The organism is Mucilaginibacter aquaedulcis (assembly GCF_030409325.1).
Lineage (GTDB): Bacteria > Bacteroidota > Bacteroidia > Sphingobacteriales > Sphingobacteriaceae > Mucilaginibacter > Mucilaginibacter aquaedulcis.
Genome location: NZ_JAUFPR010000001.1, coordinates 641466 through 657976, shown reverse-complemented (window position 1 = coordinate 657976; position 16511 = coordinate 641466). Strand labels below are relative to the sequence as shown.

10 protein-coding genes are annotated in these 16511 nt (G+C 43.9%); 6 read left to right on the top strand and 4 right to left on the bottom strand.

Annotated features, from left to right (window positions below):
• Nucleotides 1–60 precede the first annotated feature (60 nt).
• Together QWZ01_RS02745 and QWZ01_RS02740 are read right to left on the bottom strand one after the other, a co-directional pair.
• Entirely contained in the window at nucleotides 61–2643 is a 2583-nt protein-coding gene (locus QWZ01_RS02745) for a BamA/TamA family outer membrane protein (protein WP_290321689.1), read from the bottom strand.
• A 512-nt stretch (nucleotides 2644–3155) separates the two neighbouring features.
• A complete protein-coding gene (locus QWZ01_RS02740; protein ID WP_290321688.1) occupies nucleotides 3156–4454 on the bottom strand; it encodes an esterase-like activity of phytase family protein in 1299 nt (432 codons plus the stop codon).
• Between the two features lie 144 nt (nucleotides 4455–4598).
• On the opposite strand from QWZ01_RS02740, the gene QWZ01_RS02735 reads away from it, so the two are divergent.
• Together QWZ01_RS02735 and QWZ01_RS02730 are read left to right on the top strand one after the other, a co-directional pair.
• Complete coding sequence (locus QWZ01_RS02735) at nucleotides 4599–5345, top strand: SGNH/GDSL hydrolase family protein (protein ID WP_290321687.1); 747 nt, start codon at nucleotides 4599–4601, stop codon at nucleotides 5343–5345.
• A 181-nt stretch (nucleotides 5346–5526) separates the two neighbouring features.
• A complete protein-coding gene (locus QWZ01_RS02730; RefSeq protein ID WP_290321686.1) occupies nucleotides 5527–8691 on the top strand; it encodes a glycoside hydrolase family 2 TIM barrel-domain containing protein in 3165 nt (1054 codons plus the stop codon).
• Nucleotides 8692–8766: 75 nt separating this feature from the next.
• Here QWZ01_RS02730 and QWZ01_RS02725 read toward each other — a convergent pair whose 3' ends face one another.
• A complete protein-coding gene (locus QWZ01_RS02725; RefSeq protein WP_290321685.1) occupies nucleotides 8767–9627 on the bottom strand; it encodes a hypothetical protein in 861 nt (286 codons plus the stop codon).
• A gap of 311 nt (nucleotides 9628–9938) precedes the next feature.
• Here QWZ01_RS02725 and QWZ01_RS02720 point away from each other — a divergent pair, with 311 nt between their 5' ends.
• The 4 genes from QWZ01_RS02720 (at nucleotide 9939) to QWZ01_RS02705 (ending at nucleotide 15278) form a co-directional block, all read left to right on the top strand.
• Nucleotides 9939–10529 (top strand): RNA polymerase sigma-70 factor, encoded by a 591-nt coding sequence (locus QWZ01_RS02720; RefSeq protein ID WP_290321684.1) that lies wholly within the window; start codon nucleotides 9939–9941, stop codon nucleotides 10527–10529.
• Nucleotides 10530–10606: 77 nt separating this feature from the next.
• Nucleotides 10607–11581 (top strand): FecR family protein, encoded by a 975-nt coding sequence (locus QWZ01_RS02715; protein ID WP_290321683.1) that lies wholly within the window; start codon nucleotides 10607–10609, stop codon nucleotides 11579–11581.
• 188 nt (nucleotides 11582–11769) lie between these two features.
• Nucleotides 11770–14451, top strand: a complete 2682-nt coding sequence (locus QWZ01_RS02710; RefSeq protein ID WP_290321682.1) for a TonB-dependent receptor — start codon at nucleotides 11770–11772, stop codon at nucleotides 14449–14451.
• Between the two features lie 5 nt (nucleotides 14452–14456).
• Nucleotides 14457–15278 carry a DUF4249 domain-containing protein gene (locus QWZ01_RS02705; RefSeq protein WP_290321681.1) on the top strand — a complete coding sequence of 274 codons (822 nt, stop codon included), beginning with the start codon at nucleotides 14457–14459 and terminating at the stop codon, nucleotides 15276–15278.
• A 266-nt stretch (nucleotides 15279–15544) separates the two neighbouring features.
• On the opposite strand, the gene QWZ01_RS02700 is transcribed toward QWZ01_RS02705, so the two are convergent.
• Entirely contained in the window at nucleotides 15545–16147 is a 603-nt protein-coding gene (locus QWZ01_RS02700) for a phosphatase PAP2 family protein (RefSeq protein WP_290321680.1), read from the bottom strand.
• Nucleotides 16148–16511: the final 364 nt, after the last annotated feature.

Here is a 16511-nt window from a genome sequence, read left to right as displayed (position 1 = left end):
TAAAAACAAAGCCCTTTGATAATTTACCAAAGGGCTTGTTTTAATTGTTAATTTGGGGATTTATATTCTGAAGTTAAGACCAATGTATGGATACCAGCCATCCTGAGAGTGGCCGGCCATGATCTGTAATACAGTTAAGCTTGCGGGTGCAAAGAAAATACCGCCGCCGGTACCGGTGTGCCATTTATCAGAATGTTCGCCTTTGATCCAAACGCGGCCTGCATCATAAAAGCCCATTAAACCAAACTGACCCGGAAGTATATAGCTGGCAATATCGGCCAGTTTGACACGCGCCTGCAGGTTATTATACACCATGTGCTGGCCCGCGAAACGGTTTTGCAGATAACCTAACAAATTGCCCTGTCCGCCCAAAAACATGGATTGATAAAATGCCGGGCTACCCACACTCACACCGCCGCCAACACGGTCAGAAAGTACGATAGAGCCGCTTGAAGTTAACTTTTGGTAATAAGTAAATTCAGACCTCAGCTGCCCGTAAGACCTCGAATAGCTGTTAAGGCCCCCATAACCCTGTAGCTTTATCAATAGATAGTAACCGCTTTTTGGCAATATAGCGTTGTCTTTATGATCACTTTCAAAGTTGATCAGGGCGCCTAAGTGCGATTTATTTTTATCAGTTGTTAAGCTGTCATAGCTGTTGATCAAAGCTGTTTTTTGGATAAAGCGCCCGTCGTTATCATTGGGGTTAAGGCGGTAAAACTGGAATGACGGACCTGCGCTGATGGTAGTTCCCTTGCCTAATGTCCACCTTAAGGCGGGGTCAAGCTGATAAATATCATAACGGGTACGGTAAAACCTACGGTAGTTCTTGATGCTTTTATCAAGCACCGATTCGTTACCACGGCCGAAGAAATTTACGGTATTGTCCGGTGCCTGTGCATAAGCCTGCAGGGTAAAATCTGCCTTGCCAATGGCATCAATCCACTCGCCATTATATTTGATACGGAACGCGTCTGTAGCAAAAGAGTGAGTGATCATTACCTGCTGTACGGTAGAGTAGGGCAGTTTTCTGAAACCGTCATGACCGGTATATTTAAAACCTACACCCAGTAAAAAGCCGTCGTCTTTGTTAATGGCCGCAGTTGCCAGCGGCATCCAAACGTTGTAAAGGTTGGTAGGTAAAAATCTTACGTTAGCCGTGTCGTTTGAAAAATGTTTGCTTACGCGGCCTTCGTCACCGGTAAATTTAGCACCTGTTTCGGGACCGTAAACCTTTACTGTTTTGGCTGCTTGTTTAATGTCAAAGGTTTTATTGCCAATACTATCAACCACTCTTAGTTTAATAGGAGTGTTGGCCGTATTTACGGTGACCTGATCATCACCACCCGAAACATACAGTCTCACTTCTTTAGTAATGTCAGGGTTGTAGGTCATATCCATAAAGACACCCTTTTCCTGTCCGGATTTACCCAGTTTATTGACAGTAATGCGCATGGCTTTGTTAGGAGCATCGCTAATGGTTACCTGTTCATCTTTATCAGTAGTGCGTATATCAACTATGCGGTAAACAAATTTATAATACTGACTCATGGCAGCAGGAATATTATCCCTGCGTTTTTTGAGTTTGGCAAACAATTCATCGTGCCTGAATTTGTAGTTTTCAATAGGCAGGCGTTTAAGACCGGCTTCCAATACCTCATCAGTTTCGGCCTTTACAAACTCGTTCACCACTTTCATGTACTCTTCGTAACTCATATGCGCATCGGGGAAAGCTCCTGCAAAGCGGGTTTTGAATAACGAGTATTTTATACGTGGTATCTCCCCATCAAAATCGTCAAGTAAGGGGTCTATCCATGATACAGCTGCTATGGATGGGAAAATACCTTCGGTAAGGTGAAAAACCTGGTCACGGTCGCGCGGAACGCTGGTATATGTTTTTCCTTTTCCCTCTTCATTTTTAGTAGTAGCCCAACGCCACTGATCTTCATGACGATCCCAGTCGCCAATGAGCAGATCGAGCAGGCGTGCACGTAAAAATGTTTCTCCATCAAGGCGATTATCATAGGTTTTTACCAGTTCGCGCTCCATTTTGAGCGTATTGTCCGATTCGCCCGTAGGTTCACGTTCTTCCAGTAGGCAAACGGTACCTACAAACGTTTTACTGTACTGGCCAAGCGCCGGATCGGCCACAACCACCCCAATTACAGGGTTGGCATGCGGTACACGTGCGGCCTGAGCCAGCGGAGGTACGATCAGCGCCGAGTAGGGGTGTTGGCCGCTAAATTCGTCGCCAACCCAATCAACGGCAAAAGTGCCCTGGAGGTTGTCGGGCAGTAACTTGTCTGGTATCTTCTCCACGCTGCGCAATACCCACTCCCTGCCGCTCTTATCTTCCAGGCGCAATGATTTTGACTCCATGCCGCCGCCTTCTTTAATTGGAGAAAGGCCGCCGTTTATCTGCGATAGTTTAAGTACGGGCAGCTTTACAGGCATAGCCCATTCTTTACGGTAGTTTTCGCCAAATAGCCAGCGGTGTATACCAGTAACATTATCATATGATGCATGAACTTTTACCGTAGTACTATCCGGGAATTTTTGCCAGGCCGATGGCTCAATCTTTTGGGCCTGCACCTGCATAACTGCAGCAGCCGACAGAGAGGTTAAAAGTATTTTTTTTAGCATAGGGGTTTAGTTTTAAACAAATTTAAGGAATGTAACCTCGCCGGAAAATAAAAAAAGGTTAGCAGGCGGCGATTTAGAATATGTGATAAATTAAAGTGTTGAAAGCGATGGTTTTAACTAAATCCTAATTTACGACATATCCGGAAAATTAGTGCTGTTTTTTTAGCACTAAAACAGTAGGCTGACACTATAGCCGAAAATTTGCCGAAATAAAAAAGCATTACCCTGTTAAGGAGTAATGCTATAATGAGGCCGGTCAGGACCATCTACTGAGCATATCACCAACTACATGCTCAATTTTTTGCTTGTTTCTCAAGGTTACATGCTCGGGTATTTAATTAAACCCTTAATATTTTTGATTGAGCTTACACTCAAACTTCAAATAAGAAATGCCATGAAGGTAGTTACGACGACATTTATTATTATGAATTTTTTGGCAAATTAATAAGAGTTATTGGTTTGGGCAACCCGTTAAAACACGGTATTTTTATTTATGAATTTAAATAATATGATTATAAGTTAATTTTTTTGAAGTACAACCTGTTATGATCCACAGATTTTGTGGCCGGTAATATTTTGGCTGCAAAGCCGCCTTTGCCATTATCCAATATTCCAAAATCATCATCATTGGATATAACCAATATATTGCCCGGTAATATGGCCAGCCCTTCGGCCTTGTCATGCGGGTAAACGGTTGGCAGGTCTTTTAAAAGATCTAAAACAACAGTTTTTGAAACCGGAGTAATACCTGCGGCCTGCAGCCCGGCCTGGTTGTTCAGTTCCTCAACAGTTTTACCGTCAAAAAGCTTTCCGTTAGCGCCGTTTGCAGGGTCAGAAATATCTGTAGCGCCATCAAGGCTTATTTTAAATACCTTTTTAAATGTGGCAGGGTTGGTAGCATCACCGCCATACAGGCCATCGCGCTCAACGGTTAAGAAGGTAGTAGCATTAACGGCAACAATATCGCTTACACCGGTAAGTGTAACATTATCCATCAAATAAGCATACTGTTTGGTAGCGCCAGATGCTATATCAAAGGTTAAAATACGTAACACAACAGAATTGCTTACTGCTGACTTGGAAGGGTTAAACATAGGCGATTGCATCATGCCCACCAGCGTTTTGCCATCAGGAGTAATGGCAAGCCCCTCCATACCACGGTTAGGTTTGCGTTTTGCAAACACTAAAGGTAATTTACGCCCACCGGTACCTGTACCAAATGGGTTAATTCGCTCAATGGTACGGCCGGTAGCATCAAAATGTACAATATGCGGGCCGTACTCATCGCTGATCCAGAATGAGCCATCTGCAGCTAAAACCATACCCTCAGAGTCGATACCATCAGGGTCAGGAGAAAGTATTTTACCTGTCAGGTCATCAGCAATCTCTCCGGTAGCACCCTGACCCGCCGGGTTCGGCAAGCCGGTTAGTTTAACACCGTTGGTATTTTTTAGTTCAATGGTCTGTTCCAATACCAGTTTGCCATCTTTCAGCCTGAATTTGCCTATTTCTGGTGTAAAGTCGGCTTTGCCAAAAACAATGGCGTCGGTAACTGAGCCGGCTGCGTTCGGGCCCCTGTCTGTAAGTAAATAAAAAACGTTAGGATCTTTAGGATCTGCAGCCACCGCCGAGCCAAAACCGCCGTTATAAGCTTTTACGCCATCGGCAGTGGTCATTAAAATGGCAGGGTCTGCAGCTTCGGCCATATCAGGATAAGTGGTAGTTGGGGGAGTGATTATGGGATGATCTTTTTTACACGCGCTTAATGTAACAGCGGTAAATGCAAACAGGGTTAATAAGGTTTTTTTCATAGAGCATTGGGTTTATAAATATTATATATAGTTTCGTTTATATATAGATTTACAAATTAAGCCCTTACCTGTAAAGCAAATGTTAACTTTAAAACAATTGATTGCGGGTATTTTGAGGAAAGAGAACATCAGTATGATAAATATATGAACCAAAAAATAACCCTACTCATAGCACTGGGATTGCTTTTTAACATCAGCTCCTATGCCCAACAAAACAATGCCGATTCGTTAAATAACAAACAGGCTTCGACTGTGGTAAAGGAAGATTTCAAAGACGACTGGGCAGCGCTATCACATTATGCTAATGAAAACAAAGCTCTTGGTGATCCCAAGCCCGGCGAGAAAAGGGTTGTTTTTTTAGGCAGCTCCATTTTTGAATTTTGGAAAGCAAAAGTGCCCGAATTTTTTAATGGCCGCCCGTATCTTGACCGAGGTATCAGCGGACAGATTTCTCCGCAACTGCTCATCCGTTTCAGGCAGGATGTTATCGATCTGAAACCTAAAGCGGTTATTATACTGGCAGGCAGTAATGATATTTCAGGAAACACAGGCCATGTTACCAACGAGCGTATTATGGATAATATCAAATCGATGGTAGAGCTGGCAAAATTGCACCAGATAAAGGTGATATTATGCGCCTATCTGCCCGTGTTTGATTACCCCTGGCGCAAGGGGATTGAACCCGCCCCAAAGATCATGGCGCTCAATAAACTCATAAAAGCTTACGCTGCCGAAAATAATCTCATATTACTTGATTATTTTACTCCTTTTGCCGATGAACGGAACGGGCAAAAAGCCGAATTAACCACAGATGGCGTACACCCTAACGTAGCGGGCTATAAGGTTATGGCGGGTGTTACAGAACAAGCCATCAGTAAGGCGCTGAAATAGCCTATTGAGATTTGGAGCTTACTGAAAAACAAAGCTGGATATACTGATAGTTGGCTTTGTTTTTTTCAACCATTCGTTTTAAATGTTAATTATACATTATATATTAGCCCTGCTAAATCGAGTAAACCAATTATTACATATAGCGCCGTTGCCTGCATAGGTGCCATATATCTACTTATCTATGAAAAAACTACTCCTCTTTTCCACTTTTCTGAGTTTTGCCATGGCTGCATCAGCGGGAACTAATCTTCGCGATACGGTTGTTAAGGGCGATGCTCCCGTACCTGCCGAAATTGAAGATCCGCGTAACATCGGTATCAATAAGGAGCCCGCACATGCTTCACTGATGCCTTATGCTAATTTGCAGGAGGCACTAAAGGCTAATCGCCATGCTTCAACATTTTACCGCAACTTAAACGGCCTCTGGAAATTTAACTGGGTTGCCTGGCCGCAACAGCGTCCGGTTGATTTTTATAAAGCAGATTACGATGTATCTGGCTGGAAGGATATTAAAGTGCCATCAAACTGGCAGATAGAGGGGTACGGAACTCCTTATTACAGCAACTACACCTATATATTTAAAAAGGATTTTCCTCATATAATGAGCGAACCGCCTAAAAAATATACCGCCTATGCCGAACGTAACCCGGTGGGCAGCTACCGCCGCGATTTTGAGGTACCAGCCGATTGGAACGGCCGCCGTATATTTTTAACTTTTGATGGGGTAGATGCCGGATTCTTTCTATGGATCAACGGTAAAAAAGTTGGTTACAGCGTAAACAGCCGTAACGCTGCCGAATTTGACATTACTCCATACGTGCATCCCGGTAAAAATATGGTAGCTGCCGAAGTTTACCGTTTCACCACAGGCAGTTATCTTGAAGATCAGGACATGTGGCGTTTGAGCGGCATATTCCGCAATGTATCGCTCTGGAGTACTCCACAAGAGCATATCAGGGATTATTTTGTGAAAACCAACCTGGATAAACAATACAAAAATGCCGTTGTTGAGGTAAACGCCAAAGTGAAAAACTACAGCACCAGCGCCACTAAAGCCAATAAACTTTCGGCTACGTTATATAATGGCGGTGTATTGGTAAAGGGCGCTACCGCCGAAGGTGCAGTGCCTGCATTAAAACCAGGCGAAGAAGTAAACGTTAAGATAACCTTCCCGGTAAGCAACCCACAAAAATGGACCGCAGAAACACCTAAATTATATACCACCGTATTGAATTTAAAAAACGGTGCCGGTACAACAGAAACTATATCATCAAGAACAGGTTTCCGGTCTATTGAGATCAAAGGGCGCATATTTACCATCAATGGGGTACGCATCAAATTAAAAGGTGTAAACAGGCATGAGAACTGGCCGGAAGTTGGCCACGCTGTTACCGAAGAACAGATGATCAAAGATCTTGTGCTGATCAAACAGGCCAACTGTAACCATGTGCGTACCTGCCATTACTCTGATGATCCGCGCTGGTATGAACTGTGCGACCAATATGGTATTTACCTGGTTGCCGAAGCCAACCTGGAAAGTCATGGTGCCTGGGACGAATTTAATGAAGACCCAAGAATAAAGGACGCCATTATTGACCGCAACGTAGCCAACGTACAAAACTTTAAAAATCACCCATCGGTTATTATATGGTCTTTAGGTAACGAGTGCGGTAGCGGAGGCTCTAACTTCAGGGCAGCGCTGGCCGAGGTTAAACGTTTAGATCCCACACGCCCTACACATTACCAGGGCTTTGGTGTAGGTAAAGATAACCCTGCAGATATTGAAAGCGAGATGTATACCAACCTGAAACAGGTAGAAAATTATGCCCAGCCCGATAGCTTAACCAAACCTTTTTACCTGTGCGAGTACGCGCATGCCATGTTTAACTCCATGGGCTCGGTTGATGAGTATAACAACCTGTTTGATAAATACCCTACGCTATTGGGCGGTGCCATTTGGGAATGGCAGGATCAGGGTGTATGGAACAGGCGTAACCCTAAGCATCCGATTATTGCTTTTGGTGGGGGTTTTGGCGAATATCCTAATGATCAGTACTTTATACACAAAGGTGTAGTAGCATCTGACAGGTCGCTTAAACCGCATTACCCTGAGCTAAAACACGCTTACCAGTGGATAGCCGTAACGCCAAAAGATATTAAGAACGGCATTGTTACAATTACCAACCGTTACCAGTTCATTAACCTGGATGGCTTTGTTGGCAACTGGCAGTTGAGCGAAAACGGTGTAGTTACTACCAAGGGTAATTTTGATATAGGTAAGATAAACCCGGGCGAGCAGAAAGACATCAAGATACCTTATACCATTGTAAGTAAGCTTAAACCGGGTGCGGAGTATTTTCTGCGCGTATCATTCACCAGCGCAACCGATAAGCTTTGGGCGAAAAAAGGTTTTGAAGCAGCATGGCAACAGTTAGAGATACCTGTAATTGCCGCTACTGCGGCAGCAGATCCGGCTGCACAGCAGGAGCTCGAATTATCCAACTCAACAAATGAGGTGAAGGTAAAAGGCAAAGACTTTAAAATTGAGTTCGACAAAAAAACAGGCACATTCACCAAGCTGGAAAAGAATGGTAACAATGTATTAGCTGATAACGGCGGCCCTATGCTGCACTTATGGCGAGCACCACACCGTAACGATGATATGTGGGCCGATAAAGGCTGGGTAAAAAATGGTATCAAAACCATTACCTGGGTAACGGATAATGTTAACGCGGTGCAGGAAGCAAAAGGTAAAGTTGTAATAACAGCCAGCTTAACCGGTACAGGTAAACAAGGCTTTACCGTTCATCATAAGGTTACATACACCATAACCGGTAATGGAGTTATTAAAGCCGATAATGATGTATCATTCAGTGATCCTAATGTGGTGCTGGCCCGTCTGGGGGTGCGTTTGCTCCTGAAAACAGATATTAACCAGTTTGCTTATTTCGGTCGTGGCCCTATGGAAAACTATAATGATCGTAAAAGCGGCTTTGATGTAGGTGTATATTCAAGCACAGTGCAGCAGCAGGTTACTCCTTATGAAAAACCAATGGAAAATGGCAATCACGAAGATATTCGCTGGGCTAAGCTGAGCGGAAAGAATGGTGCTGCCTTAACCGTTAAGCGTAATGGCGGCTTACTGCAGGTTTCGGCACAACCTCATAGCGATGAAGAAATGGAGCCTGTTGAGTACAAAATAGATTTGCCGAAAAGCGAAGCTACCGTATTAACTATCAGCGCGCATACCATGGGTGTGGGTTCAAACTCATGCGGCCCACGACCTTTGCCGCAATATACGGTATACTCTAAACCAGATAACTTTAGCTACGAGCTGCACTTATAAGCTTACATTTAATCTGAAATAAAAACGGGCAGGAGAATTTACAATTCCCTGCCCGTTTTTTTGTTATGAAGGTTTTTAATTAGTTGGTGCTGCCACCGATGAGGCATTATCATACTGCCAAATGCCGCCTGGTCTTGGGAATGCTATGCCTTTGTTACTGCCGCGTACACCCATATCCTGGCCAAAGTAGTATAACGGCCAGCCTTTATAAGTAAGTTGCGGTTTACCGAAAACAGTGATCACCTCAAACTGAGTCTTATCTAAAATTGACGGCACATTCTGAATTGTTTTTGCACTGTCAATCGGCCAAACGGTATTGTTGCTAAAATTGGCAGCAGTGAAAGTGTTGGTTTTGGATTTATCCCTGCTGAATGAGTACAGCGTTTGTCCGCGATCGTCGGTAATGTATTGGGTTATCTCAGTACCGGGCTGATACAGGTGATTATATTTTACATTATCTACACCCAAAAGCTGGGCATTGGCAACCATTACCGTATAATCAGGCTTGGCCACATACCAGGTGTTTTCTACCTTGTCGCCTTTAACATCGCCGGCGTTGGCATCATCCTTAAAATAATATAAGGGCCAGCCTTTATAGGTGTTTTGTTTTGCACCATCGGCACGGGTTATGGTGCCAAAATCTTTCTGGTCGAGGCCAGCATCAAGCGTTAAGTTCGCCTGGTAAAAAACCGGCCATACGGTTAAGCAACCACCGCTGCAACCCGATTCGCCGTTTGCATCAATGGCAAAAAAGTAAAGGGTTTTTCCTTTTTCATCGGTCATGATATTCCCGAAGGTTGGGTTTGCTGCCAGCTTAACGGCATTGCCCGGAACACTGGGATTATCCATACTGTTGTTTTTTTTAGAACACGACCAGCCGGCGATCATGATCGCGACGACGGCCATAACGAGGGGCACATTTTTACGTAATTTCATAGTGGAGGGGTAATTAATTGATTAATAATAAATGGTTTGTATTTTGAATACGTTGCAAAAACCATGTTGGGTTGCCTGCCTTAAAAAATATAATCGGTAAAAAAATGACAAGGCTTTGCCCAAAATTGCAGGAGGGAGCAACCGGCATATTCTGTGTTTGCCGATTTTGATAATAAACTTAATATTTTTAATTATAGCCTCAACGTAAAATAACGGATAAAGCTTATGCGTTTACTTGTGTAACTTAGATTTCTTGTAAACTTGTAATCTGCCGTGTAACGAAAACGGCCTTTTATAGTCTTACCAAATATATGGAGCGCCCCCAACCAGAAATAACAACTACCGACCACCAGTTATTGGAACTGATCCAAAAGGGTGACCGGTTGGCGTTTACGGAGCTGTATAACCGCTACTGGGACAAACTTTTCACGGTAGCCATGAACCGTTTGGATGACGAACACGAGGCCGAAGAAGCAGTGCAGGAAGTGTTTCTGAGCGTTTGGCAACGGCGGTCGACCCTGCAACTTACTCATTCTGTTAATACCTATTTGTCAGTAGCGGTTAAGTACCGGATCATCAATCATCTTGACAAACAATACCGTAAAAGACGGCATATTGATCACCTAACCATCAGCGCCCCGCGCGAAGTGGATAGTACCAGCCAATGGCTATCTGAAAAAGAGCTACGCAGGCAACTGGAGCAAAGCATCAACAACCTGCCCGAAAAATGCCGGATAGTTTTCCTGCTGAGCCGTGAAGAGCAGAAAACCAACGCCGAAATAGCTGCCGAATTGAACATTGCCGAAAAAACGGTTGAGGCTCACATGACCAAGGCGCTGAGCACGCTGCGCCAAACATTAAATATATCTGTTCCATTGCTGATATACCTGCTTGAAAAATAATTGAAAATTTTTCATTTACCACTAAGGGTAAAGGGTGCATTAGTTGACTATAGTATCAAAACACGCCTAAAGTCGCTATGAACAATAAAAGCTTTAACCCCCAGGAACTTGCCCACAAATGGCTGGCAGGTACCCTTACACCCGACGAAAAGTTGAGGTTTGAGGAGTGGTATGCTGATTTTAATGATGAGGAGCTTCTGATAACCAATAGCCATTATAACTCTACGGAGGAGATGGGCAATTCCATTTTAAGTAAGCTTAACGCGAAAATAGATGAGCAGCAGCCTGCCAGCACCGCAAAAATATTCCCGCTATGGCGCAGCCTGGCCGCAGCCGCTGTTGTTATACTGGCCATTGGCCTCGGCCTAATTTTCCGCGAGCCTATATTGAATACCATTGATCCTGTAAAACAAATACAGTTTGCAAGTACAGCAAGGCAATACCGGCAGCTAACCCTGGCCGATGGTTCAAAGGTTTGGCTCAGCCCTTCAAGCACAATTAGTTATCCTGATAAATTCAGGGGTAAGCAACGTCATGTAAATATTGAAGGCGAAGCCTATTTTGAAGTTGTACATGATACCGATCATCCTTTTGTAATCCAGTCGGGCGCTGTAAAAACAGTAGTATTAGGAACCAGTTTTGATATACAGGCCTACCCGCGTACGGCCGCTATCGAAGTTACCGTTGTTAGCGGCAAGGTTGGCGTATCATCCGCAAACAGCAAAACAGCTGAGATGGTGGTTGCTAACCAACGAACCGTTTACCAAAAAGCTACAGGCAGGCTGGTAAAAGAAGCTTATCCTGCCGCTTCAAAATTCCTTGATCAGCGTAAGGGGATCTTTGATTTCAAAGGTGCATCGTTACAGGATGTTAGTCATGAGCTTGAAGTTCAGTATGGCATTCGTATAAGCCTGTCGCCTGAGTTATCGGCCAAAGCTTTCTACGGCCGTTTGGAAACCACAGCGCCACTTGATCATACCCTTAATAAGCTTTGCGCTGTTATGGAAGTGCGCTGGGAAAAACAGAACGACACTTACCTGCTGCATCCTTAAAACACATCATTTATTTACCCTTTTATGTTTTCACAATAGATACTTATGAAATTTTAGCTCTTTACCCTGCATACATCTATGAAAAAAAAGCCCGGTTCGGGAAATGGAACCGGGCATGTATTTAAATCCTGCAATCAGTCATTGCCTTCCAAAACTAATGACCGGTTAATATTAAACGCTTTAAATTTATGAAAAAAAACGGACCGCCGTGGTTCTCTAACCTGATCTATCCTTTAATGAAGCTCCACCAACTTTTAAGAATATTTTTTTGCATCGTACTGATGGCCACGGTAGGCAGCAAACATGCCTTTGCTCAATCACCCTTAGAAAAAACGATTACTATTAATTTAAATAATGTGCCTTTAAAGCAGGCGCTCGACCAGCTTACAGCTGCCAGTGGTGTGCGCTTTACCTATAATGAGGCTGTGGCCGCCAGCAATGTTAAAATTACTATTAATGCAAAGGGGCAAAGCCTTAGGCAGGTGCTTGATGTCGCCCTGGCTGCTTATCCATATAGCTTTACAGAACTGGATCAGGATGTACTGATCCGTTACGATGCGACGAAGCCAAAAAAGTTGGGCGCCGACCCGGCGGCAAAACCGGCAACAGGAAAATTTACCATAAGCGGCACAATTACATCAAAACAGTCTGGTGAAACCATGATAGGTGCTACTGTTCGCGTAGCCAACGGCGCGCAGGGCACTTCAAGCAACGGATATGGTTTTTATTCGTTAACGCTACCTGCCGGCGATCATCAGTTGATAGTTAGTGCCATTGGTCAAAAAACGGTGATGATACCTATTTCGCTCACAGCTGATAAAAAACTGAATATAGCCCTGGAAGATAACGCGCAGGAGCTGCAAACTGTTACCATCACCGCCACCCCGCAAGGCGGCCGCGATTTAAAAAGCCCGCAAATGGGCGTGGAAAAATTAAGCATCAAAGAAATAAATGATATACCGGTGCTATTGGGCGAACATGATGTGATCAAGACCATTCAGCTGTTACCCGGCATCAAATCGGCCGGGGAGGGCAGCGGCGGCTTTTATGTGCGTGGAGGTGCAACCGATCAAAACCTGCTGCTGTTGGATGAGGCTACGGTTTACAATGCATCGCACCTGCTTGGCTTTTTCTCCACCTTTAATTCCGATGCCATTAAAAATGTAAGCATTTACAAAGGCGATATGCCTGCCCAGTATGGCGGCAGGCTATCATCAGTTATAGATATTAAAATGAACGATGGCAATAACCAGCAATTTGGTGTAAGCGGGGGGATAGGTTTAATTGCAGCCAGACTTAATGTAGAGGGCCCCATTCAAAAGGGAAAATCATCTTTCCTGATATCGGCCCGCCGCACGTATGCCGATGTGTTCCTGAAATTTGCGAAGGATACTACGATAAACCGCAGCCAGTTGTATTTTTATGATATTAATGCCAAGGCAAACTACATTTTAGGGGACAAGGACCGCCTGTATGTTTCGGGTTATTTTGGTAAGGATGTGCTATCGGCCGATAATGTGAACGGTATTAACTGGGGTAACACAACAGCTACCCTACGCTGGAACCATATTTTTAATAACCGTTTTTTCTCCAACACATCATTTATTTACAGCAATTACGATTACGAAATTAAGCTGAAGCAGGATGTGAACAATTACAATATCACCTCCCGCATTCACGACTGGAATTTTAAGGAGGATATGCAGTATGACATCGGCGGTGATCATACCCTGAGTTTTGGCTTAAACAGTGTTTACCATACCATTAAACCTGGTGAAATATCAGCCACTGGCAATTCGGGCATCGTATCGCAAAAGCTCGAAACCCGTTACGCGCTGGATAACGCGGCTTACGTAAGCGACACCTGGAAAGCTACCGACCGTTTTAGCTTAACCTATGGTTTAAGATTATCTGCTTTCAGTGTTTTGGGCGCAGGTACTTTTTACAATGTTAATTCCGATGGTGATATAACCGATTTTAAACACTACAATTCGGGCCAGGTGGTTAAAACCTACTTAAACCCCGAGCCGAGGGTGGCGGCCGCTTTTCAGTTGAATGACATCAGTTCGGTAAAGGCATCCTACGCACGTAACGCGCAGAATTTGCACCTTATCAGTAACTCAACTCCAGGCTCACCTACAGATAAATGGGTAGCCAGTACCAATCTCATCAAGCCCGAACTGGCCGATCAGTTTTCGATAGGCTATTACCGCGATCTGGCCGAGCATAAGTATGAATTTACTGTAGAAACTTATTATAAACTACTGCAAAACCAGGTTGATTACCGAAACGGCGCAAATATATTCACCAACCAGCCTATAGAAACACAATTGCTATACGGTAAGGGCCGGGCTTATGGCGCCGAATTCTTGATCAAGAAAAAAACCGGACGCTTAACGGGCTGGGTGAGTTATACGCTCTCCAAATCTGAACGCCTGATTGATGGCATTAATGATAACCAATGGTACAACGCCCGGCAAGACAGAACTCATGACCTGGCCGTAGTAGGTATATATAAGCTGAACGAAAAATGGACCTTGTCTGCCAATTTTGTTTTCTATACCGGCGATGCGGTTACTTACCCCAGCGGCAAGTATCAGATTGATGGTACAAACTATTACCTGTACACGAGTCGTAACGGATCAAGGCTGCCGGCCTATAACCGGCTCGACCTGGGGGCTACCAAGCAGTTGAAGAAAACCAAAAAATACAGCTCGGAGTTAACTTTTAGCTTGTATAATGCTTTCGGCAACCGTAATGCCTACCGTATATTTTTCAGAGATAACAAGGATGATCCTAATAGGACCGAAGCGGTTAAAACCACTTTGTTTACCTATGTGCCCTCTATTACTTACAACTTTAAATTTTAATGGCTATGCATACCATACGTTTTTTCGCCTTTTTACTGCTGCTGGGTTTATTCAGTTCCTGCGAAAAGGCTATTGACCTTAAACTCGACAACAGCGCTCCTCAATATGTTATAGAAGGTACTCTATCTGGTGAGGCGGGTAGCGCCAAAGTGCTTATCAGCCAGTCGAAAAAATTTACTGACGATAATAGCTTCATCGGAGTAAGCGGTGCCCGGGTAAGCATTGAAAGTGATGGTAATGTTTACCAATTTGATGCAACCGGCAGTGGAGTTTATCAAAACACGGCGCTTAAGGGCCTGCCGGGCCATACCTACAGCTTAACGGTTAAGGTTAATGACAAAACCTACACATCGGTAAGTACCATGCCGCAGCCGGTTGCTCTTGATAGTATTTATGTTGTTGATGATGAATTTTCAACCAACAAGGATAAAACCAAACAACGCCTGGCTACGGTGACCTATAAAGACCCTACAGATGTTCAAAATTATTACCGGTTTATCCAATACATTGATGGCGTAAAGGAGAAAACTGTATTTGTTGATGAGGATGAATTTACCAACGGCCAAACGGTTAACAGCCGACTAAATTTTAACAATGACAATGATGCCCCAAGCCGGGAGATCCGCACCGGCAAGCAACTCACGGTTGAAATGGAATGTATAGACAAGCCTGTGTATAAATACTTTTACAGCTTAACCAACGGTGCCTCAGGCGATGGTAATAACGCGGCGCCATCAAACCCCATGAGTAATATCACCGGCGGCGCACTTGGGTATTTCAGCGCGTACAGTATTACGCGTAAAACTATTACGGTACCTGCTAATTAGATTAGGGGGCGACATTAAAGATTGCATGTCGTGTAATAGACTCACCCGGTCTACGCTGCGCTGGACCACCCTCTTTTCGGCTTCGCCGTAAAGAGGGTGGGAAAAGGAAAAACATCAATCTGTTTGAGCCAACATTTAACCCCTCTTTCCGCCGCAGGCGAAGAGAGGGGTGACAAGCGCAGCGATGTCGGGGGTAAGTAGAAAACAGTCTGTTGAGCGGCAGCATCGAATAGATGTGGTTATCACTCCGACAAATAAATAACGGGTTATTTTTTAAGGGATTGTAAAATAAAGGTTGAGCCTACACCCAAAGCGGCACCGGCTGCAACATCTGTTGGGTAATGCACGCCAAGGTACATGCGCGAGTAACTAACTGAGCCTGCCCACAAAAACGCGGGCGCTATCACATACCATTTAGGATATGCCCTGGATAAAGCCGTTGCTGTAGAAAAACTGCTGGAAGTATGCCCCGAAGGGAATGAGGTGCTGCCAGCCCTGTAAACCGGGGTAATGTTCAAATTTTGCACAAAAGGCCTTGGGCGCTTAACAATGTGTTTAATTAAATAGGTTAGCCCGGTTGTTAGTACTGTGCTGCTGGCTACGTACAATGAGTTTTGCCTCATTTGTTTATCATTACCTATAATACCGCCTACCAGCAAGCCTGCCGGTACGCCTATATCTCCATAAAGATGTGTATTGCTCAGAAACAGGAATATCCCGGTTTGTTCGGGCGTGCGCTGATTTTGCAGATCAATCATGATGCGGTCATCCCATTGCTGAAGTCTTGACTGAGCCACTAAACGGGAATTAACTGACAGTGAAAACAGGAATATCAGCGAAAAAAAATATGTTTTTTTGATCAGCTTCATGAATACTGATAGTTTGTAATAAGAATAATAATTTACTAATTGTGCGTTAGTCAGTTCAAAGTTAGTTGATTTACTGGGTATTATGTAATGTTAATTCCTAATTTAAATAATTAAAAAATTAATAATAAGGTAATATCATTTTTGAAACCATATCATTATATTTGGCTATATAAAACGAAAGTCCCCTAAGCGCTCGCCGCCGGGGACTTTCAACCTAAACCTTATCACAATTGGCAAACAGAGCGTTTGCCCTTATAGATACCGCAAGTATAAAAAAAATATCCATAGGCCAATATACCAGAGTTACTTTTTATCCAAAAAATTACCAACAAATAACGATTTAGTAACTTGAAGTAAAAATTTT

What these genes read in the sequence shown, in the direction of transcription:
- QWZ01_RS02745 (WP_290321689.1), bottom strand. Translation starts at nt 2,643, where the DNA reads ATGCTAAAAAAAATACTTTTAACCTCTCTGTCGGCTGCTGCAGTTATG.
- QWZ01_RS02740 (WP_290321688.1), bottom strand. Translation starts at nt 4,454, where the DNA reads ATGAAAAAAACCTTATTAACCCTGTTTGCATTTACCGCTGTTACATTA.
- QWZ01_RS02735 (WP_290321687.1), top strand. Translation starts at nt 4,599, where the DNA reads ATGAACCAAAAAATAACCCTACTCATAGCACTGGGATTGCTTTTTAAC.
- QWZ01_RS02730 (WP_290321686.1), top strand. Translation starts at nt 5,527, where the DNA reads ATGAAAAAACTACTCCTCTTTTCCACTTTTCTGAGTTTTGCCATGGCT.
- QWZ01_RS02725 (WP_290321685.1), bottom strand. Translation starts at nt 9,627, where the DNA reads ATGAAATTACGTAAAAATGTGCCCCTCGTTATGGCCGTCGTCGCGATC.
- QWZ01_RS02720 (WP_290321684.1), top strand. Translation starts at nt 9,939, where the DNA reads ATGGAGCGCCCCCAACCAGAAATAACAACTACCGACCACCAGTTATTG.
- QWZ01_RS02715 (WP_290321683.1), top strand. Translation starts at nt 10,607, where the DNA reads ATGAACAATAAAAGCTTTAACCCCCAGGAACTTGCCCACAAATGGCTG.
- QWZ01_RS02710 (WP_290321682.1), top strand. Translation starts at nt 11,770, where the DNA reads ATGAAAAAAAACGGACCGCCGTGGTTCTCTAACCTGATCTATCCTTTA.
- QWZ01_RS02705 (WP_290321681.1), top strand. Translation starts at nt 14,457, where the DNA reads ATGCATACCATACGTTTTTTCGCCTTTTTACTGCTGCTGGGTTTATTC.
- QWZ01_RS02700 (WP_290321680.1), bottom strand. Translation starts at nt 16,147, where the DNA reads ATGAAGCTGATCAAAAAAACATATTTTTTTTCGCTGATATTCCTGTTT.